The 17,877-nt window shown below is 67.6% G+C and carries 18 protein-coding genes and 1 tRNA gene; 8 read left to right on the forward strand and 11 right to left on the reverse strand.

The window, feature by feature from the left end; genetic code table 11:
- The 4 genes from ABCN56_RS07885 to ABCN56_RS07900 form a co-directional block, all read right to left on the reverse strand.
- Complete coding sequence (locus ABCN56_RS07885) at window positions 1–747, reverse strand: SDR family NAD(P)-dependent oxidoreductase (RefSeq protein WP_343080260.1); 747 nt, start codon at window positions 745–747, stop codon at window positions 1–3.
- 55 nt (window positions 748–802) lie between these two features.
- Window positions 803–2,170 (reverse strand): phosphohexomutase domain-containing protein, encoded by a 1,368-nt coding sequence (locus ABCN56_RS07890; protein WP_343080261.1) that lies wholly within the window; start codon window positions 2,168–2,170, stop codon window positions 803–805.
- Between the two features lie 121 nt (window positions 2,171–2,291).
- Entirely contained in the window at window positions 2,292–3,248 is a 957-nt protein-coding gene (gene speB, locus ABCN56_RS07895) for an agmatinase (protein ID WP_343080262.1), read from the reverse strand.
- A 10-nt stretch (window positions 3,249–3,258) separates the two neighbouring features.
- On the reverse strand, window positions 3,259–4,119 hold the full coding sequence (locus ABCN56_RS07900; RefSeq protein ID WP_343080263.1) for a polysaccharide deacetylase family protein: 861 nt from the start codon (window positions 4,117–4,119) through the stop codon (window positions 3,259–3,261).
- 245 nt (window positions 4,120–4,364) lie between these two features.
- On the opposite strand from ABCN56_RS07900, the gene ABCN56_RS07905 reads away from it, so the two are divergent.
- On the forward strand, window positions 4,365–6,227 hold the full coding sequence (locus ABCN56_RS07905; RefSeq protein WP_343080264.1) for a heavy metal translocating P-type ATPase: 1,863 nt from the start codon (window positions 4,365–4,367) through the stop codon (window positions 6,225–6,227).
- A gap of 33 nt (window positions 6,228–6,260) precedes the next feature.
- Here the strand turns inward: ABCN56_RS07905 and tsaA are convergent, their stop codons facing one another.
- Entirely contained in the window at window positions 6,261–6,737 is a 477-nt protein-coding gene (gene tsaA / locus ABCN56_RS07910) for a tRNA (N6-threonylcarbamoyladenosine(37)-N6)-methyltransferase TrmO (protein ID WP_343080265.1), read from the reverse strand.
- A 97-nt stretch (window positions 6,738–6,834) separates the two neighbouring features.
- Entirely contained in the window at window positions 6,835–7,974 is a 1,140-nt protein-coding gene (locus ABCN56_RS07915) for a putative sulfate/molybdate transporter (RefSeq protein ID WP_343080266.1), read from the reverse strand.
- A 202-nt stretch (window positions 7,975–8,176) separates the two neighbouring features.
- Between ABCN56_RS07915 and ABCN56_RS07920 the strand changes: the two genes are divergently transcribed.
- From ABCN56_RS07920 to ABCN56_RS07930, 3 genes are read left to right on the forward strand one after another with little or no spacing between them, the layout of a single operon-like run.
- Complete coding sequence (locus tag ABCN56_RS07920; RefSeq protein WP_425466088.1) at window positions 8,177–8,887, forward strand: ABC transporter permease; 711 nt, start codon at window positions 8,177–8,179, stop codon at window positions 8,885–8,887.
- Window positions 8,880–9,665 (forward strand): ABC transporter ATP-binding protein, encoded by a 786-nt coding sequence (locus ABCN56_RS07925; RefSeq protein WP_343080267.1) that lies wholly within the window; start codon window positions 8,880–8,882, stop codon window positions 9,663–9,665. Before ABCN56_RS07920 ends, ABCN56_RS07925 begins: the two co-directional genes overlap by 8 nt.
- Window positions 9,666–9,690: 25 nt before the next feature.
- The gene (locus ABCN56_RS07930) at window positions 9,691–10,518 is read left to right on the forward strand and encodes an ABC transporter substrate-binding protein (RefSeq protein ID WP_343080268.1); all 828 of its coding nucleotides are present in this window, start codon (window positions 9,691–9,693) and stop codon (window positions 10,516–10,518) included.
- A gap of 48 nt (window positions 10,519–10,566) precedes the next feature.
- Here the strand turns inward: ABCN56_RS07930 and ABCN56_RS07935 are convergent, their stop codons facing one another.
- From ABCN56_RS07935 to ABCN56_RS07955, 5 genes are all read right to left on the reverse strand, one after another.
- On the reverse strand, window positions 10,567–11,436 hold the full coding sequence (locus ABCN56_RS07935) for a substrate-binding domain-containing protein (RefSeq protein ID WP_343080269.1): 870 nt from the start codon (window positions 11,434–11,436) through the stop codon (window positions 10,567–10,569).
- 331 nt (window positions 11,437–11,767) lie between these two features.
- Window positions 11,768–11,843: transfer RNA gene (locus ABCN56_RS07940), tRNA-Lys, on the reverse strand.
- Between the two features lie 73 nt (window positions 11,844–11,916).
- On the reverse strand, window positions 11,917–13,371 hold the full coding sequence (locus ABCN56_RS07945; protein WP_343080270.1) for an ArnT family glycosyltransferase: 1,455 nt from the start codon (window positions 13,369–13,371) through the stop codon (window positions 11,917–11,919).
- Complete coding sequence (locus ABCN56_RS07950; RefSeq protein ID WP_343080271.1) at window positions 13,364–13,669, reverse strand: lipid-A-disaccharide synthase N-terminal domain-containing protein; 306 nt, start codon at window positions 13,667–13,669, stop codon at window positions 13,364–13,366. The genes ABCN56_RS07945 and ABCN56_RS07950 overlap by 8 nt, the downstream gene beginning before the upstream one ends.
- The gene (locus ABCN56_RS07955; protein WP_343080272.1) at window positions 13,662–14,387 is read right to left on the reverse strand and encodes a glycosyltransferase family 2 protein; all 726 of its coding nucleotides are present in this window, start codon (window positions 14,385–14,387) and stop codon (window positions 13,662–13,664) included. Before ABCN56_RS07955 ends, ABCN56_RS07950 begins: the two co-directional genes overlap by 8 nt.
- Window positions 14,388–14,536: 149 nt before the next feature.
- Between ABCN56_RS07955 and dapF the strand changes: the two genes are divergently transcribed.
- From dapF to ABCN56_RS07975, 4 genes are all read left to right on the forward strand, one after another.
- Window positions 14,537–15,376, forward strand: a complete 840-nt coding sequence (gene dapF / locus ABCN56_RS07960; RefSeq protein WP_343080273.1) for a diaminopimelate epimerase — start codon at window positions 14,537–14,539, stop codon at window positions 15,374–15,376.
- A complete protein-coding gene (gene mtaB, locus ABCN56_RS07965) occupies window positions 15,373–16,626 on the forward strand; it encodes a tRNA (N(6)-L-threonylcarbamoyladenosine(37)-C(2))-methylthiotransferase MtaB (RefSeq protein ID WP_343080274.1) in 1,254 nt (417 codons plus the stop codon). Before dapF ends, mtaB begins: the two co-directional genes overlap by 4 nt.
- A 114-nt stretch (window positions 16,627–16,740) precedes the next feature.
- On the forward strand, window positions 16,741–17,148 hold the full coding sequence (locus ABCN56_RS07970; protein WP_343080275.1) for a c-type cytochrome: 408 nt from the start codon (window positions 16,741–16,743) through the stop codon (window positions 17,146–17,148).
- A gap of 90 nt (window positions 17,149–17,238) precedes the next feature.
- Entirely contained in the window at window positions 17,239–17,859 is a 621-nt protein-coding gene (locus ABCN56_RS07975; RefSeq protein ID WP_343080276.1) for an FMN-binding negative transcriptional regulator, read from the forward strand.
- The last annotated feature ends 18 nt before the right edge of the window (window positions 17,860–17,877 follow it).

Here is a 17,877-nt window from a genome sequence, read left to right on the forward strand (position 1 = left end):
TCAGAGCGAGGAGACGAGGTGACCGCCGTCGACGGCGAGGCTCGCCCCGGTGATGTAGGAACCGGCCTCGGAGGCCAGGAGAAGAAGCGCCCCGTCAAGGTCCTTCGGCCGCCCGATCCGGCGTTGCGGAATGCGCCGGATCAGAGCCTCCCCTGCTTCGGAGGCCAGGAACTCGCGGTTGATGTCGGTTTCGATGTAGCCGGGGCAGAGCGCGTTCACGCGGATCCCGAACCGCGCCCACTCGAGCGCGAGCGCCTGCGTCAGTTGGACCACGCCGGCCTTCGAGGCCGCGTAGGCCGCGACACCCCCCGCGACACGAAGCCCGAGGATCGAGGCGATGTTGACGATCGCGCCGCCCCGCCCGTGGGCCTTCATCGCCCGCGCGGCCGCCTGCGCCGCGTGAAAGACGCCGGACAGGTTCGTATCGATCACCGCCTGCCAGTCGTCTTCCGCCACATCCATCGCCGGCCCCGCCCGGCTTATCCCGGCGTTGTTGACGAGGATATCGATGCCCTTCGGGATGGCCCGCGCGACGGAAGCGGGATCGGCCACGTCCATAACCACGGCCTCCGCCCTGCCGCCCGTCAGGCGGATCTCGGCGCAGGCCGCCTCCAGCCTGCCCTCCCGCCGCGCGGCAAGCGTGACCTGCACGCCACGCGCGGCCAGAAGTTCCGCGAAATGCAGACCCAAACCGCCCGAAGCCCCGGTCACCAGCGCGCGCTTGCCTTCAAGATCGGTGAAATCCATCCCGCGTCCTCCCGGACAGGAGTTTTCACGGCGGGCCGGAAGAAGGCAAGCCGCGCTAAGCCTCGAGAAGGGCTGAAATCCTTTGGGTCATTTCCGAAACCAGCGCCGCGTCTCCCTCCGCCTCGACGTTGAGCCGCACCAGCGCCTCGGTGTTCGACTGGCGCAACGAGAAGCGCCAGCCGGGGAAGGACAGGCTCAGCCCGTCGGTCTCGTCGATTTCGGCGGCCTCCGGTCCGAACGCGGCCATCACCCGCGCGATCGCAGCCTCAGGGTCTTCGGGCCGGAAATTCCGTTCTCCTGAAGACGGGAAGCGCGCGATCAGGTCGTCCACAAGAGAGGCGAGAGCAGCCCGCTTCCGCCCCATCAACTCGGCCACCAGAAGCCAGGGGATCATCCCGCTGTCGCAGGCAAAGAAATCACGGAAATAGTGATGGGCCGACATCTCGCCGCCGTAGATGGCGCCGGTCTCGCGCATCGCGCGTTTCAGATAGACGTGCCCGGTCTTGGCCATGACCGCGCGCCCTCCGGCTCGCGCGATCGTGTCGCGGATGCCGAGGACCACGCGCGGGTCGTGAACGATGGTCTCCCCCGGCGCGCGCGACAGGAAGGCCGCGGCCAGCAGGCTCACGACATGTTCGCCGGGGATGAAGCGGCCGGTCGCGTCGAACAGGAAGCAGCGGTCGAAATCCCCGTCCCAGGCCACGCCCATGTCGGCGCCCGCTTCGCGCAGCGGCTCCGCCGTCTGCGCGTGGTTTTCCGGCAGGATCGGGTTCGGCGCGCCCAAGGGGAATTTCCCGTCCGGTTCGTGGTGAACCCGGACAAAGCGCAGCGGCGCGCCACGCGACGCGAGGCCCTCGGCCAGCGCATCGAGCGTCGGCCCCGCCGCGCCGTTCCCGGCATTGGCGAGGATCGTCAGCGGCTGCATCGCCGCGACGTCGGTCATGCCGAGCACATGGTCCACATAGGCAGCCCGCGTGGCGCTTGCGTCCCTTACCGCGCCGCCCGGTTTCCGAAGGCCGAAGGCGTCCGCTTCCGCCAGCGCGCGGATCTGGCACAGGTCGGCAACCGGATCGAGGGGCGCCGCCCCCTCCCGCACCATCTTCATCCCGTTCCACTCCGCGGGATTATGCGAAGCCGTGATCATGATCCCGCCACCCGCGTTCAGATGCCCGGTCGCGAAATAGACCTCCTCGGTCCCGCAAAGCCCGAGGTCCAGGACGTCCGACCCCTCCGCCACCAGCCCTTCCGCCAGCGCGGCGGCAAGCGCCGGCGACGAGAGCCGCGGGTCGTGGCCGATCACCACGGGCGAGGCGCCGAGCGCCCGGGCGAAGGCGCGGCCGATCCGGAAGGCGACGCCCTCGTCAAGCTCGATACCCGCGCGGCCACGGATGTCGTAGGCCTTGAAGCAGTTCAGCCGGGTCATCCCGGACTCCGGGCCCCGGCATGGAACGGCCTGGAAACAGTGAACTCAGCGCCAACGGAAATCATCTTCACTCGTATTCTCGCCATTCCATGCGTCCTTGCCAGCGTGGGGAGCCGCCCGCTTATCCTTCTTTCCCCCGGTTGTGGAAGATCCGGCCGATCAAATTCAGAAGGACCTGCGCCGCCAGGATCGCCGTCGTCCCCGTATGATCGTAATCGGGCGCGACCTCGACAAGGTCGATCCCGACGACCCGCCCCCGCTTCGTCAGCCCGTCCAGAAGCTCCAGCACCTCGTAGTAGACGAACCCGCCGTGGCTCGGAGTTCCCGTCCCCGGCGCGATCGAGGGATCGAACCCGTCGATATCGATCGTGACGTAGTAGTCCTTCCCCGCCGGCACCCGTTCCAGCACCGCCTCGATCCCAAGCTTCCGGATCTGCCGGACGGAAAGGATGTCCGACCCCATCGCACGAGCCGCCTCGTAGCCCTCCTTCGCGGTGGAGGAGACGTTGCGGATCCCGAGCTGGCTGAGCCCGGTCACGTAGTCCTTTTCCGCCGCGCGCCGCATCGGGTTGCCGTGCCCGTACCGGACCCCGTGACGCTCGTCCACGAAGTCGAGATGCGCGTCGATCTGGACGACGTGGATCGGACCGTGATCCGCGAACGCGTTGATGCAGGGGATGTTGACCGAATGGTCGCCCCCCAGCACCACGGGCAGCGCCCCCGCCTTCAGGATCGACCTGACGCCCGCCTCGATGTTGGCGTGGCTGGTCGCGGTGTCGGTATGCACGATGTCGGCATCCCCGATATCGACGATCCGGACGCCTTCGAGATAGGTCACGTCGTCCTCATGGTCGTATGCGCCGGCGTGACCGAAGGAGAAGAGCGTCGAGGCTTCGCGGATCGCCCGCGGCCCGAACCGGGCGCCCGCGCGCCACTGGGTGCCGAAGTCGAAGGGCGCGCCCAGGATCGCGACGTCCGCGTCGATCGCATCCCAGTCCTGCTGGTAGGGGCTCTTGCCGAAGGTGGAGATGCCAACGAAGGGCAGGTTCAGGCGACCTTTTTCGTAGCCGTGGGTCATGTATTGAATCCTAGATTTCCGGGTAGGGCAGGGTTTCGACGCGCAGTCTTGCCCTGTGAGAAAGCGCGAAGGCCGCGATGTCTTCAAGGGGGGCGAACCAGGCCTCGCCCCGTTTCAGGACGGTTTCGAGCCATGCCTCCAGCGCCGACCACGGGGCGAGGCGCCCGGTCAGGCACGGGCGCAGCACCGGCATCCAGAATCCGCCCACGGCCCGTGCGGCTTCGTATTCCTCGGCCAGAACCCGCAGCCCGTCCGAAGGCGCGGCAACGGGCAGCCCTTGGACGGCTTCCCCGAAAGTCGCCAAAGGCAGCCGGTCGCAAGCCCAGCAGGGTGGGATCTCGAGTATCTGCCCCTTCGGCGTGCGCATCATGTAAGGCATCTCGTCCGCCATCAGGGAGCTGTCGTAGACGAATCCCTCCCTGACGAGGTGATCCAGCACCGCCTGCGTGGCGCCGTGCATGGGCGCCCGGTATCCGCGGGGACGTCGGCCGGTAAGGCGGACATGGATATCCATCGCCCGACCGAAAAGCTCCGCCTCGCGCTCTGCCGAGTGCTGCGCCGGATCCTCGTTGCACCAGGAATGGTGACCGATCTCGTGGCCGTCCTTCAGGATCGCCTCGACCGTCGCGGGATAGGTCCTCATCACCCAGCCGGGCATGAAGAACGTCTGTTTCAGGCCGAAGCGGCGGAGCGTCGCGAGGATCCTTGGCACGGCGACGGTCGGACCGTAGCGGCCCATGCTCACCGCCTGAAGTCGCGGGTGACCGTCGGGCATCCGCGCGCTGCGGGCCAAGCTGTCGGCATCGACGTCGAAAGTGATCGCCGCTGCAAGGCGGGCTCCATTCGGCCAGGGCAAGGGGTTGAGTAGCATGGACAACCTCGCTGCACGGCCACCCCGCCATCGGCGGCGCTCGCTGGCCGGTGGTGACGCTTGCGGCCGAGTGGGATCCGGGCCTGAAGAGCCTGCTCGACGGCCCAATTCTCTCCCGACCCGGGCACCGCCTGTCAATGGGGCTGCGAGGCAGACGGCCGGCCTGCGCGATCTGCGTTGCGCGGCGCCTTGCCAACCGGACCCGACCCGTGTCTTCTCGCGACTGGACCCGGAGAAGGGACCCCATGGCTGAACAACACCAAGACCGGCTCCAGAAGGCGCTTCTGGGAATCGCCGTGATCGGGCTCGCCTCTGGCGCGGCCCTCTGGTTCGCAGGCCGGCCGGACCTTGCACGGTTCGGCTGGATCCTCACCACGCTGCCTGTCCTCGCCGCGCTCGTCGTCGAGATCGTCACGAGCTTGCGCGCGGGTGAATTCGGCCTCGACATCGTCGCGGCGCTGTCGATGACGGCCGCGCTCGTCTTCGGCGAGGAACTCGCCGCGGCGGTGGTGGCGCTGATGTATTCCGGCGGAAACTATCTCGAGGCCTTCGCCGAAGGACGGGCGAGGCGGGAGATGCACGACCTCCTGTCACGCGTGCCGCGAACCGCGATGCGGCATCAGGACGGCGGGCTGGAGGAGGTGCCCCTTGACGCGGTGGAGCCCGGCGACCGGTTGCTGATCCGCCGGGGTGACGTGGTGCCCGTTGACGGCACCGTCGCCTCCGGGCGCGCGGTCCTCGACCTTTCCGCCCTGACGGGCGAAGCGATGCCCCAGCGTTTCGAACCAGAGGACGCGGTCCTCAGCGGGGCGACAAACACGGGCGAGGCCTTCGACCTCGCCGCCACGCGGCGGGCCGAGGAAAGCACCTATGCCGGGATTGTCCGGCTGGTCGAGGCGGCGCAGAAATCCAAGGCGCCGATGGCGCGGCTTGCCGACCAGTATTCGATGGGGTTCCTCGCCGTCACCGTGACGCTCGCCTGGGCGGCGTGGTGGGCGACCGACGATCCGATCAGGGCGGTCGCGGTCCTGGTGGTGGCGACGCCCTGTCCGCTGATCCTCGCGGTTCCGGTGGCCCTCGTCGCCGGGCTGTCGCGGGCGGCCCGTTTCGGCGTGCTGATCAAGGGCGCGAAGGCGCTCGAGATCCTGGCGCGGGTGCGAACGCTCATCCTCGACAAGACCGGGACGCTCACCGAAGGACGGCCGAAGCTCGTCTCCGTGGAGGTGGAGGCGGGGTTCTCCGAAGCCGAAATCCTCCATCTTGCGGCGTCGCTCGACCAGGCCTCCAAGCATCCGATCGCCCAGGCCCTCGTGATGGAGGCGCGTGCGCGCGGGCTGGCGCTCGTGCCGCCCGAGGCGGCCGAGGAAATGCCGGGTGAAGGCGTCTCCGGCAGGGTCGGCGGCCACTCCGTTCTGGTCGGCGGCGCGGACTTCGTGGCCCAGCGGATCGGACCGGACGGCGGCAACGGAACGAACCGCGAGGCGGGATCGGTCCTCGTTTCGATAGGGATCGACAGCAGGCACGCCGGGCGGCTGGTCTTTTCGGACGTGCTGCGGGAAGGAACGCACAACCTCCTTTCGCGCCTGCGCGGCATCGGGGTGGACAGGATCGTCCTTGCGACGGGCGATCGGCACGCGGTCGCGAACGCGGTCACGGAGGGCCTCGACCTGGACCTGGTCCGGGCGGAACTCACGCCGGATCAGAAGGTTCTCCTCGTGCTGACCGAACACAAGAACGGCCCGGTGATGATGGTCGGCGACGGCGTGAACGATGCGCCGGCCCTGGCCGCGGCGGACATCGGCGTGGCGATGGGCGCGCGCGGCGCGGCCGCCTCGGCGGAAGCCGCGGATGTGGTGCTCCTAGTCGACCGTCTGGACCGCGCGCTGCCGGGAATGGAGATCGCGCAAGGCGCTCGGAACATCGCGCTCCAGAGCGTCTTCGTCGGGATCGGCCTTTCCGTCGCTGGCATGATCGCCGCCGCGATGGGCCATATCACGCCGGTCCAAGGCGCGCTTCTGCAGGAGGTAATCGACGTGGCGGTAATCCTGAACGCCCTGCGGGCACTGCGGATCGTGCCCAGATCAGAACGCCAGACCGCCGCCGACTGATTGCCCGGACGACGCGGGAGGGCACCCGGTCAGTCACGGCTTCTTCGGGGCCTTCGGCACGAAGGCGCAGCGGTCTGGCTTGATGTCGATCAGCGGCGTCCCGTCGAGACAGTCGAGCCCTCGCACGATCAGCGTGGAACCTTCGACCCTCACCAGCCGGACCAGCGATGTGCCGATCGGGTTCGGCCGGACCGGTGAGCGCAGCGCGAAGGTGCCGAATATGCGGCCGTCGCGCCCCGGGTTTTGCAGAACGAGGTCCCTGCGGCCCCGGTCCAGCCAGTAGAGAAGCTCGATGCTCTCGTAGTCTTCCAGGCCGGCCAGCGCCGCACCCCAGGGTTCGGACAGCTCGACGCGGCACTCCGGCCCGTCCGGCGAACCCTGGCGCGGGCATTCTTCGCGCGTCTGCCAGGGCGTCCGGATCCTCCCGATGAATCGCAGGCGCGCGTCGTCGGGCTCCGGCAGTTCCACCGCGACCTCATTTTCACGGAGTTCCGAAGACCCGCCACCCATGTCGACGTCAATCGGTCGCGAGCGTCAGGTCGGACGCCTCGATGATCACTGATTTCGCTCCGCTCGTCACCTTTTCATCCTTTCCCTGATCGCGGGTTCACCGGCCCGCGCCCGATGATGCCGAATGGCGTTTCCTGACGATATGTGCGCGCAGGGATTCCGCCGCCAGCCCGGCGACGAGGCCGAAAAGGGCGCCAAGGAAGTAGGTCGCGATCATAGTGGCCCCGATGACCGGCCGGCAATCCGGGCGGGCATCGAACATTCTCCGGGTCAGCAGCAGGTCGGCGGCAGCGTGGGCAAGAAGCGCACCGACCACGGGCAGCGGGATGGCCGCGAGCACCTTGACGATGCCGGGACCCGCCGCGGCGGCCGCCACGCAGAAAAGCGCCATGACCAGAGGTGCCACCGAACCGCGCGCGCCGAACCTGTGATGCGCGGCGATGCCGCCCGCACCGTGGCACATCGGCATGGCGCCAAGCGGCACGAGCGCGAGATTGATGAAACCGCTCGTTGCGGCGAGCCTTCTTTCGCTGACGCGCCGCGCGTCCTGCGGGAAGAGCGACCTCGCCAAGGCGGCAGCGACGACCACCGCGTTCAGAAGCGTGAGGGGCAGCTGCGACATGATGCCAGACAGGACCGCCGGCACGAGCGCGGCGTCAGCAGACCCCGCGACCGCAAGGTCCGGCGGCTGCGATGCCGGAACCAGGAGGAGCGCGCCGAAGACAACCAGAAGCGCCCAGGGGCCGCGCCGCCAGACGAGCGACAGTCCGAGGATCGCGGCAGCGGGCAGCGCCAGGGTCCAGTCCGACCGCATCATGTTCAGCGCCACCACCCCGAGGACAAGACCGAGCCCCGCCTGAAGCCCCGTCACCACGGATTGCGGAATCGAGCGCGCTGCCCGGTCGAGCCGGGGCGTTGCCGCGAGTATCAGAAGGGTCGCGCCGATGATGGCTCCGGCCCAGGCCGCGCCCTCCGCGCTCAGCGCTCCGGCGACGATCATCGCGCCAAGCGCCTTCATCGGCTGAACGGCGATCGGAAGCCGGTAGACCAGCGCGACGAGGAGATACCCCGCGGCGAACCCCAGGAAGAGCGGCGTCGGCGCGAAGACGCCCGCGACGAGGACGGCGATCACGTAGGGCAGGAACGTTCCGAGATCCCCGAAGGCTCCGGATATCTCGCCGGTCAGCGACCGGGCGCGATCGGCGACGGAAGCGGCCCGGGTGGTTCCGTGGCTCATTATCTGTCGCCTCCCCGAACTCAAAAGGACTTCCGCGAACAGCCTACAACCGAAGGGAAGTCAGGAAAAGCCGGGCCCTTGGCTGGGTCCACGCTCATGGGGTTTCGGAGCTCGCAGCGGAAATGCATCAAACCTGGTCGGACATGGGATGGATTTTGATGCATTTTCATGTATTTTTTCCGAACAGTTGGGAGGAAATTCGGTGTCCGACAGCTTTTTGGGTGTCCTTGGAGAAGCGGTAGGCCTGATTCTGGCCGGGGACCGGGACCTCATGGAGATCATCCTGCTGTCGCTGCGCGTCACCCTGACGGCGGTATTCCTCGCCTGCCTGATCGGCCTTCCCCTGGGCGCTCTCGTCGGGACGTTCCGCTTTCCCGGCCGCATCGTCGTCACCGTCATCCTGAACGCGCTGATGGGCCTGCCGCCCGTCGTCGTCGGCCTGCTCGTCTATCTGATGCTCTCGGCGTCCGGTCCGCTCGGGATGCTACGTCTTCTTTACACGCCGACTGCCATGATCATCGCACAGACGATCCTCGTCACCCCGATCGTGGCGGCGCTGACGAGGCAGGTGATCGAGGACCTGCACCGCGAATACGCGGAACAGTTCGCGTCCCTCGGCGTCCGGCCCCTCGACCGGGTCGGGGCGCTTCTCTGGGATGCGCGCTACAGCCTACTGACCGTCGCTCTTGCCGGTTTCGGACGGGCCGTCGCGGAGGTCGGCGCAGTCATCATCGTCGGCGGCAACATCAACCACGTGACCCGCGTGATGACGACGACGATCGCGCTCGAGACATCGAAGGGCAATCTCCAGCTCGCGCTCGCGCTCGGGGTCGTGCTCCTGACGATAGCCGTTCTGGTGAATGCCTGCGTGATGGCGATCCGCGCTTCTTCCGTCCGGTCCGCCTATGCGTGACGTGGCTTACGATACGCATGCCGAGATCGCCGCGCCGAGTGCGGCCGGGGGGGAGCCGCTGATGGAGGCCCGGCGGCTCTGCTTCGACGCTGGAGGCAAGCGCCTGATAGACAACGTCGACGTCGTCATTCGCAAAGGCCGTCGAACCGTGGTCATGGGCGCGAACGGGACGGGGAAAAGCCTGCTGCTGCGCCTTCTCCACGGTCTCATCCCGCCAAGCGGGGGCGAGGTGCTGTGGCGCGGCGCCCCCCTGGACGGGGCGGCGCGGCGGGCCCAGGCGATGGTGTTCCAGCGCCCGGTGATGCTGAGACGCTCCGCTCTCGCAAATCTCCGTTTCGCGCTGGCCGTGCGTGGCCTTCAGGGCGCGGAGCGCGCCCGGCGCGAAGCCGAAGCAATGTCGCGCGCACGGCTCGAGGACCTGGCGCGCCGGCCCGCCCGCGTCCTGTCGGGCGGCGAACAGCAGCGGCTGGCGATGGCCCGCGCGCTCGCCTGCAAGCCGGACATCCTGTTCCTCGACGAGCCGACCGCAAGCCTCGACCCGGCATCGACGCATGCGATCGAAGCCCTCACCAACGAGGCCCATCGGGACGGGGTGACCGTCGTCATGATCACGCACGATCCCCGGCAGGCTCGGCGGCTCGGCGACGACCTGATCTTTCTGCATGACGGGCGGATCGCGGAAACCGGCGGTGTTCTGCCAGTGCTCGACAATCCGAAATCCGAGGCGGCGCGGGCATGGCTCGAAGGCCGTCTCTATCTTGGCGGATCCAAATCCTGAAAGTCTGAAAAACAAGGAGATAGATGTGATCAGACGTGGTTTTCTGAGCCTTGCCGCGACGGCGCTCGTCGCGCTTGGCCTGTCCGGCCCGGGTTACGCGCAGGACAGGTTCATCGTGGTCCAGTCCACGACCTCGACCCAGAACTCGGGCCTGTTCGACTACATCCTGCCGATCTTCCAGGACAAGACCGGGATCGAGGTGCGCGTGGTCGCGGTCGGCACCGGTCAGGCCATCCAGAACGCCGCCAATGGCGACGGTGACGTTCTCTTCGTTCACGCCAGGGCGGCCGAGGAAAAGTTCGTTGCGGACGGCGACGGCGTCGAGCGTTTCGACGTCATGTACAACGACTTCGTCATCGTGGGCCCGCCCTCCGATCCCGCAGGTGTCGCGGGGTCGTCCGACGCCGTGGCCGCGCTGACCAGGATCGCCGAGGCACAGGCCCCCTTCGCCTCGCGCGGCGATGACAGCGGCACGCACATCGCCGAACTCGCCCTCTGGAAGGAAGCGGCCATCGACGTGGCGGCCGCTTCGGGCGACTGGTACCGCGAAACCGGCGCCGGCATGGGTGCGACGCTGACGACCGGCACCGGCATGGGCGCCTACATCATGACCGACCGCGCGACCTGGATCTCGTTCGGCGACAAGGGTGACTACCAGATCGTCGTGGAAGGCGACCCGAGGATGTTCAACCAGTACGGCATCACCCTCGTGAACCCGGAAAAGCATCCGAACGTGAAGGCCGATCTTGGCCAGGAATTCGTTGACTGGGTCATCTCCCCGGAAGGCCAGGAAGCGATCGCCAGCTTCCAGATCGACGGCCAGCAACTCTTCTTCCCGAACGCGGGGAACTGATGCCAAACGGGGCGCCGGCCCGATCGTGATCGGCGCCCTCGTCACTTCTCAGGGCGACAGCCACCGGACTTCGCCCATCCCCGACAGGTCGTACCCTCCCATCGCACGGGCTTTTTCGACAAAAGCCTGAGTGCGCGTGAAGGCAAGAAGCTTCTGAACCGGCTCGGTGAAATAGGCGCGCCGGTCGACGAGCAGGTCAAAACGTTCGGTCACGAGGGGCAGGAAGCCCAGGTGGAACTGGCGCGCCATGGTTTCGAGCCCCAGCGCCGCATCCGCCTCCCCCGAGGCAACCGCGGCAGCGGCATCGCTTTCCGTGCGGGCATATCCGGCGGCGGCCACGAAATCCTCCGGCGAGAGACCTTCGCGAGCGAGCAGACGTTCGAACAGCACCGCCGCCCCCGCCCCGGGCTGCCGCATCACCACGCGCTTGCCCTTGAGGTCGGACAAGCACGCCACCTCGGCCTGAATTGCGGGCGCGAGCACAAGACCGCGCGCCCGTTGTGCCCAGGTCAACAGCACGCTGCCGCGAAGACCACGTCCGGCGACGATTCCCACGTTCCAGTCGTAGCCGTCCGGGATATGCAGCCCGCAGAGCGCGGCGTCGCCACCGGCGTAGGTTTCCAGGCCATTCCCGCTGCCGTCCAGCAGCGTCGCCAGCCCGCAGCCCGATTCCCGCACCGCCCAGTCGAGCAGTGGATCGTGCGACCCCGTCAGAACGGCCGGGCGTTCGCCCGTGTCATTGCCCGCGGTGCCCTCGATCCACTGGACGATCTCGGCCCGCGGGAACAGCAGCTTGCCGATGATCCGGCGGTGCGGAATCTCGCCCGCGGCAATGAGGTCATAGACCTTGCGCTCCTTCACTCGCAGAAGATCCGCGACCTCCTTCGTCGTCAGGTAGGTCGGCTCCGTCGATGTCATGTCTTCAGGGTGCTCATGCGGCATGGTGCACAGAGTATATAGGCATTCGGCAGGCGGTCGGAAATGCATCCGGCGAAGGCCGGTTCAAAAGCGTCACGCGGAATGAGGCTGATACATCCTCTCGCGCCTTGCGGCAGCGAACGGACGCTTCTCGAAAGGGCGGTCAAGGACCTGAGGTCATGGACAAATTCCTGCGCGCCGATGCCCCTGTTGGCCGCGCCATATCACCCGGCATTTCCGGATCGGCACTCGGAACCGGCCAGCGTTGCACGATATCCCATCTGCGAAACGCAAAAGGCCCAGGCGTTTCCGCCTGGGCCTTTTTGGGTGGTGGTGAGCCCGACAGGATTCGAACCTGTGACCCACTGATTAAAAGTCAGTTGCTCTACCAACTGAGCTACGGGCCCACACGCGGGCTCCGTCTAGGGAAACTCCCTTGGCGGGTCAAGGGCTAAAACGCATGTCTTCTGAAGAGATCGCTCAGTCGGCCTTCCAGCAGTCCGGCGGCACGAGGAACAGTTGGATGGTTCGCCGCTGATACGCCCCGGGGCCGCCGGTCATCGCGGGGAGAGGGCGCGCCTCGCCGGCGCAGGGAAGCGCCCTGTCCCTCAGCCCCGCAACAAGGACCGGACCCGCATTTTCGCCGGAATAGGGATGTTTCTGCGCATAGTGATGCGGGGGCGGCCCATCCTCCGGCCAGGCGAATACGGGAAGCGCCGCGTCCCGGCCCGTGTAGAAGAGGTCGGCGAGGATGTCCCGGTCGTCCGAGACGATTGCTGCGGCCCCCGACTCGCGCGCCACGGCGAAGAGAGCATCGCTCAGCTCGGCCCGGCCCAGATACCGCTTGAGGAGGAGATCGTCCCCCGCGCGCAGCCGGTCCGCGAAGACGGCCGCGACCGGCAGGACGAGGCATATGACGCCGTTGACCACGTACGAGGCCGCGAGCCAGCGCGGGCGCCGCATGAGCCAGGGCACGACCGCCAGCGTGCCTGCAAGGTAGGCGGCGGCGGCCCAGTTGGCGTAGGCTTTCGAAAGAACGGCCTGCGCTGACACGAGGCCGATTATCGGCAGGGAGAGAACGAGGAGGATGGCGGGAACCCGCCGCGCGCCGCCGCGCGCCCGGACGACCGCCAGCAGGGCAAACGCGCCGAACAGGATCGGGCCGAAGACCGCGAACTGGGCACCGAGGAACTCCGCGAGACCCGCGAAGTTCAGCCCTGCGCCCTCGCGGACCCAGCCGATGTTGTCCGCGGTATGCGTGACGGTCGAGAAACCGTTCCACACGTTCCAGGCAACGTTGGGGGCGATGGTCAGGCCGAAGGCGAGAAGAATCAGCGCGGCATCGCCAGGGCGCGGCCGCACCGATGGCCAGATGACCGCCGCGACCGCCGTGAGCCCGAGGTAATAGACCGCCGCGTATTTCGCGAGGAATGCGAGCCCGAGTGCGATCCCGGCGCCGAGCGGCAGGGCAGATGAACGCGTACCGGCATCTTCCTCGACGAGACGCCAGTAGAGAAGAAGCGCCAGCGCGAGGAACGGGAACATGATCGTGTCGGTCGAGATCAGGAGGCTACCGACCGCCACCATCGGCAGCGTCACGAAGGCCGCGGCGACGGCGATAGCCTCCGCCCGTCCGTAGATCCGCGCCGCGATGGCGCCAAGGAACATCGCCGTCGCCGCATGGAATAGGGGCGCGGGAAGCCGGACCCAGAACGGCGTGTCGCTGCCCGCGATCTCTGTCGCGGCCCGGATCACCCAGGCGATCAGCGGTGGCTTCGAATAGTAGCCGAAGGCAAGCTCCTGCCCCCAGAACCAGTATTGCGCCTCGTCCACGAAGAGGTCGGTCCGGTTGAAGGCAAGGAGCAGGACGCGCAGCGCCGTGACCCCGGCGACGATCCCGAAGGCGGGAAGGATCCAGCCGCGCGGCTCAGCCACCGCGACGCTCTGCGAAGATCAGCCAGAGGTTCCGCATGTAGATGAAGACCCCCATCGACTGGCCAAGGATGAAGACCGGATCCTTCCGGTAGATCGCGTAGCTCAGCAGGATGAGCCCGCCGCCGATCGAGAAATACCAGAAGGCGATCGGCACGACCGATCTGCGCGCGCGCTCCGAGGCGAGCCACTGGACGAGGAACCGCGCGGTGAAGAGGAGTTGGCCGAAAAGCCCGAAGGCGACCCACCAGAACTCTGCCCAGCCCGAGACGCCGAGCCAGGAAAAGGCCGTCTCAATCATGTTCCGCCTCCGGGCGCGTCTTCTTGCGGCGACGGATCAGCCAGGCGACCCCGATGAGGTCGTAGATGCCGACGAGTGCGCGCTTCAGGTTGGAATAGTTCGACCGGCCCGCGACCCTTTCGCGGTGGCTCACGTCAACGAGCGCGACCTCCCAGCCGTCGCGCTTGAAGAGGGCGGGGAGGTAGCGGTGCATGTGGTCGAAGTAGGGAAGCGCGAGGAATGCCTCGCGCCGGAAGGCCTTCAGCCCGCAGCCCGTGTCACGCGTGCCGTCCTTCAGAAGCCGCGAGCGCAGCCCGTTGGCGAAGCGCGAGGCGAGACGGCGCGACAGCGTATCCTTCCGCCCGACACGCTGGCCGGCGACGAGGGCGACCCGGCCCGTCTTGTCCCCGAGGAGGGGGCGGACGAGTTTCGGAATCTCGGACGGCGGGTTCTGCCCGTCCCCGTCGAGCGTCGCGCAGATCCGGCCCCTTGCGGCAAGAACGCCGTTGTGAACCGCAGCGCTCTGCCCGCCCGAGACCGGATGGCGCAGCACGCGCAGGGGCTCGGCCGCGGTCCAGCCGCTGCGGGCGGCTTCGCCCGTGCCGTCGGTCGAGCCGTCATCGACGACGATGACCTCGAAGTCCGGGAGCGCGCCGGACAGGGCCGCGATCTCGGACAGAAGGCTCGGGGCATTGCCCGCTTCGTTCCGCATCGGGATCACGATCGAAAGGTCCGGCATTCGGGTATCCGTGAGACGCGCGGCGTGGCTGCGCGGGGCTTGAGTCGCGCGGACCATAGTGCCAACCCCCGCCAGATGGAAACCCCCGGCCCGCCCTGCGCGTTCAGGCCCGCTGGATTCGCGCCTTTCCGCCGTATATATGGCGCGCCATGAGCAACGCGCCTTCCTCCAATGGCCTCGCCTTCATGAAGATGCATGGGCTTGGCAACGACTTCGTGGTCATCGACCAGCGGAGCGCTTCGACGCGTGTGACGCCCGCGCTGGCGCGAGCCCTTGGTGACCGTCACCGGGGGGTCGGCTTCGACCAGCTCGCAACGATCGAGACGGATGCGGAAGCGGATGCGCGGCTGACGTTCTGGAACGCCGATGGCTCCCTCTCCGCGACCTGCGGGAACGCGACGCGCTGCATCGCGCGGCACCTGATGGACCAGACGGGCAAGGACCGGCTGACGCTCAGGACCGAAAGGGGCTTCCTGAAGGCCGAGGACGCCGGAAACGGGCTTACGCGGGTCAACATGGGTGCGCCGCTCCTCGACTGGCGCGAAGTGCCGTTGGCGCAATACGTCGATACGCTTCACCTTCCGATCGAGGGCGCGCCGGTCGCGACCGGCATGGGCAACCCGCACTGCACCTTCTTCGTCGAGGATGCCGAGGCGGTGGACCTGGCCGCGCGCGGACCGGAATTCGAACATCACCCGCTGTTCCCGGAACGGACGAACGTGGAATTCGTCCAGGTCCTCTCGCCCGATGCGATCCGCCTCAGGATCTGGGAACGCGGCACCGGCATCACGCTCGCCTCAGGCTCGTGCTCCTGCGCCGCCGCGGTCGCTTCCGCGCGCCGTGGCCTGACCGGCCGGCGCGTGGCGGTCCATGTGGACGGCGGCCAGCTGGAAATCGATTGGCGCGACGACGGGGTCTGGATGACCGGCCCCACGGCGCATGTATTCGACGGCGTCCTGACGCCCGCATTCCTCGCCGGCCTGGAATGACGGCCCCGGTATTCACCACGCTGGGCTGCCGGCTCAACGCCTACGAGACGGAAGCGATGAAGGAACTCGCCGCCGCGGCCGGCGTCGAGCGGGCGGTGGTGGTGAACACCTGCGCGGTCACGGCCGAGGCGGTCAGGAAGGCCAAGCAGGAGATTCGCAGGCTTCGCCGCGCAAATCCCGATGCGACGCTCATCGTGACGGGATGCGCCGCGCAGACCGAACCCGAAACCTTCGCGGCCATGCCCGAGGTCACCAAGGTGATCGGCAATACCGAAAAGATGCAGGCCGAGACCTGGGCCACGCTACGCGCCCCCGACCTGATCGGCGAGACGGAGAGGGTGCAGGTCGACGATATCCTGTCGGTGAAAGAGACGGCGGGCCACCTGATCGACGGCTTCGGACGCCACCGGGCCTATGTCCAGGTCCAGAACGGCTGCGACCACCGCTGCACCTTCTGCATCATTCCCTATGGCCGCGGCAATTCCCGCTCGGTCCCGGCGGGCATGGTGGTGGACCAGATCAAGAGGCTCGTGGACAAGGGATTTCTGGAGGTCGTGCTGACCGGGGTCGACCTGACCAGCTGGGGGGCGGACCTTCCCGGCGAACCGCGCCTTGGCGATCTCGTGATGCGGATCCTTCGCCTCGTGCCGGATCTCGCGCGGCTGCGGATATCCTCGATCGATTCGATCGAGGCGGACGAGGCGCTGATGGGCGCGATCGCGACCGAACCGCGTCTCATGCCGCATCTGCACCTGTCGCTGCAGGCGGGCGACGACATGATCCTGAAGCGGATGAAGCGCCGCCACCTGCGCGACGACGCCATCCGCTTCTGCGAGGAAGCTCGCCGCCTGCGCCCCGACATCATCTTCGGCGCCGACATCATCGCGGGTTTCCCGACCGAGACCGAGGCGATGTTCGAAAACTCGCTGAAGCTCGTGGAGGACTGCGGCCTGACGTTTCTTCACGTGTTCCCCTATTCGGCCCGCAAGGGCACGCCGGCGGCGCGGATGCCGCAGGTCAACGGCGCGGCGATCCGCGACCGGGCGTCCCGGCTTCGGGCGGCAGGGGAGGCACGGCTTGTCCGGCACCTGGCCGAGCAGGTGGGGCAAAGCCACCGGATCCTGACCGAAGGCCCGCGAATCGGCCGGACGGAGCAGTTCACCGAAGTGGCCTTCGCCACGGATCAGCCCGAGGGGCAGATCATCACGGCCCGGATCACCGGCCATGACGGGCAGCGTCTGACCGCGTGAACCCGGGGCCTCCGGGGGCCCGACGTCGGGTCACCACTGATCTGAATCATTGTTCCGCGACAATCCGCGTCCTACGGTAACCTACCGGAAACGTGACGCTGTTCGGAGGATCACATGAGGAATGGAAGTCTGCTTGCCGCGCTGACCGTTACTAGCTGCCTTGCGCTGTCGCCGGCGCTTGCGCAGGATGCCGACGTCGGAGCCGAGCTTTACACCGACTATTGCGCGGCATGCCACGGGGTAAGCGGCAAGGGCGATGGCGACATGGCGAACGTCATGACGATCCCCTCGCCGAACCTGACACTGCTATCCAAGAACAATGACGGCGAATTCCCGATGCTCAAGGTGATCCACATCATCGACGGGCGCACGGGGCTCCGGGCACACGGCGGACCGATGCCGGTCTTCGGCCGCCTGTTCACGTCCGACGGCATGGGGCCGGAAAACCCCTATGGCAGCGTCCTGGAAGTGCGCGGTCGCGTGCTCTCGGTGGCGCTGTACCTGGAATCGCTCCAGGAGTGACCTTGGACCTGCGGCGGCCGTTCCGCCGCAGCCAGGCCGGTTGCCCGGCCGTGTGATCAGGACTACGCATCGGGCAGGAGGACTTGCCCGATGCATCCCAATCCGGCTTTCAGGAAGACGCCCGCAGAAACCAGCCTTGATTTCGCTGCAGGGCGTGGCTTCGGCGTTCTTTCCATTAATGGAGAACACGGGCCGCTTGCGGCGCATGTTCCGTTCGTCCTGTCCCAAGACGGGAAACGGGCGGAGACGCATCTCGTCCGCTCAAATCCCCTCGCCCGGGCGTTGACCCAGCCGCAACCGGCCCTTCTGGCAGTGACCGGACCGGACGGCTACGTCTCGCCCGACTGGTACGGAGTCGAGGACCAGGTGCCGACGTGGAACTACGTGGCCGTGCATCTGCGCGGTCGCCTCGAGGTCCTGCCGGCCGAGGATCTGCGCAGGCATCTCGACGCGCTGTCGGCCGAGTTCGAGGAACGCCTGCTGCCGAAGGCGCCCTGGCGGACATCGAAGATGCCCGGCGACATCCTCGAGCGGATGATGCGGCAGATCGTTGCGTGCAGTCTGGCCATCGAGGATGTGCAGGGCACATGGAAGCTGAACCAGAACAAGCCCGAAGCCGCGCGGCTCGGCGCGGCAACCGAGATGGCGGCGTCGTCCCTCGGCGTCGAGACGGCGGCGCTCGCGCTGCTGATGAGGGCCGGCGAAACTTGAATGGACAGCTTCGTCGAC

The sequence above is a fragment of the Ostreiculturibacter nitratireducens genome (genome assembly GCF_032670585.1).
GTDB lineage: Bacteria > Pseudomonadota > Alphaproteobacteria > Rhodobacterales > Rhodobacteraceae > Ostreiculturibacter > Ostreiculturibacter nitratireducens.

Excerpts from the sequence above, each read along its gene's own strand:
- ABCN56_RS07885 (WP_343080260.1), bottom strand. The coding sequence starts at position 747 with ATGGATTTCACCGATCTTGAAGGCAAGCGCGCGCTGGTGACCGGGGCT.
- ABCN56_RS07890 (WP_343080261.1), bottom strand. The coding sequence starts at position 2,170 with ATGACCCGGCTGAACTGCTTCAAGGCCTACGACATCCGTGGCCGCGCG.
- speB (WP_343080262.1), bottom strand. The coding sequence starts at position 3,248 with ATGACCCACGGCTACGAAAAAGGTCGCCTGAACCTGCCCTTCGTTGGC.
- ABCN56_RS07900 (WP_343080263.1), bottom strand. The coding sequence starts at position 4,119 with ATGCTACTCAACCCCTTGCCCTGGCCGAATGGAGCCCGCCTTGCAGCG.
- ABCN56_RS07905 (WP_343080264.1), top strand. The coding sequence starts at position 4,365 with ATGGCTGAACAACACCAAGACCGGCTCCAGAAGGCGCTTCTGGGAATC.
- tsaA (WP_343080265.1), bottom strand. The coding sequence starts at position 6,737 with ATGGGTGGCGGGTCTTCGGAACTCCGTGAAAATGAGGTCGCGGTGGAA.
- ABCN56_RS07915 (WP_343080266.1), bottom strand. The coding sequence starts at position 7,974 with ATGAGCCACGGAACCACCCGGGCCGCTTCCGTCGCCGATCGCGCCCGG.
- ABCN56_RS07925 (WP_343080267.1), top strand. The coding sequence starts at position 8,880 with ATGCGTGACGTGGCTTACGATACGCATGCCGAGATCGCCGCGCCGAGT.
- ABCN56_RS07935 (WP_343080269.1), bottom strand. The coding sequence starts at position 11,436 with ATGACATCGACGGAGCCGACCTACCTGACGACGAAGGAGGTCGCGGAT.
- ABCN56_RS07950 (WP_343080271.1), bottom strand. The coding sequence starts at position 13,669 with ATGATTGAGACGGCCTTTTCCTGGCTCGGCGTCTCGGGCTGGGCAGAG.
- ABCN56_RS07955 (WP_343080272.1), bottom strand. The coding sequence starts at position 14,387 with ATGCCGGACCTTTCGATCGTGATCCCGATGCGGAACGAAGCGGGCAAT.
- dapF (WP_343080273.1), top strand. The coding sequence starts at position 14,537 with ATGAGCAACGCGCCTTCCTCCAATGGCCTCGCCTTCATGAAGATGCAT.
- mtaB (WP_343080274.1), top strand. The coding sequence starts at position 15,373 with ATGACGGCCCCGGTATTCACCACGCTGGGCTGCCGGCTCAACGCCTAC.
- ABCN56_RS07970 (WP_343080275.1), top strand. The coding sequence starts at position 16,741 with ATGAGGAATGGAAGTCTGCTTGCCGCGCTGACCGTTACTAGCTGCCTT.
- ABCN56_RS07975 (WP_343080276.1), top strand. The coding sequence starts at position 17,239 with ATGCATCCCAATCCGGCTTTCAGGAAGACGCCCGCAGAAACCAGCCTT.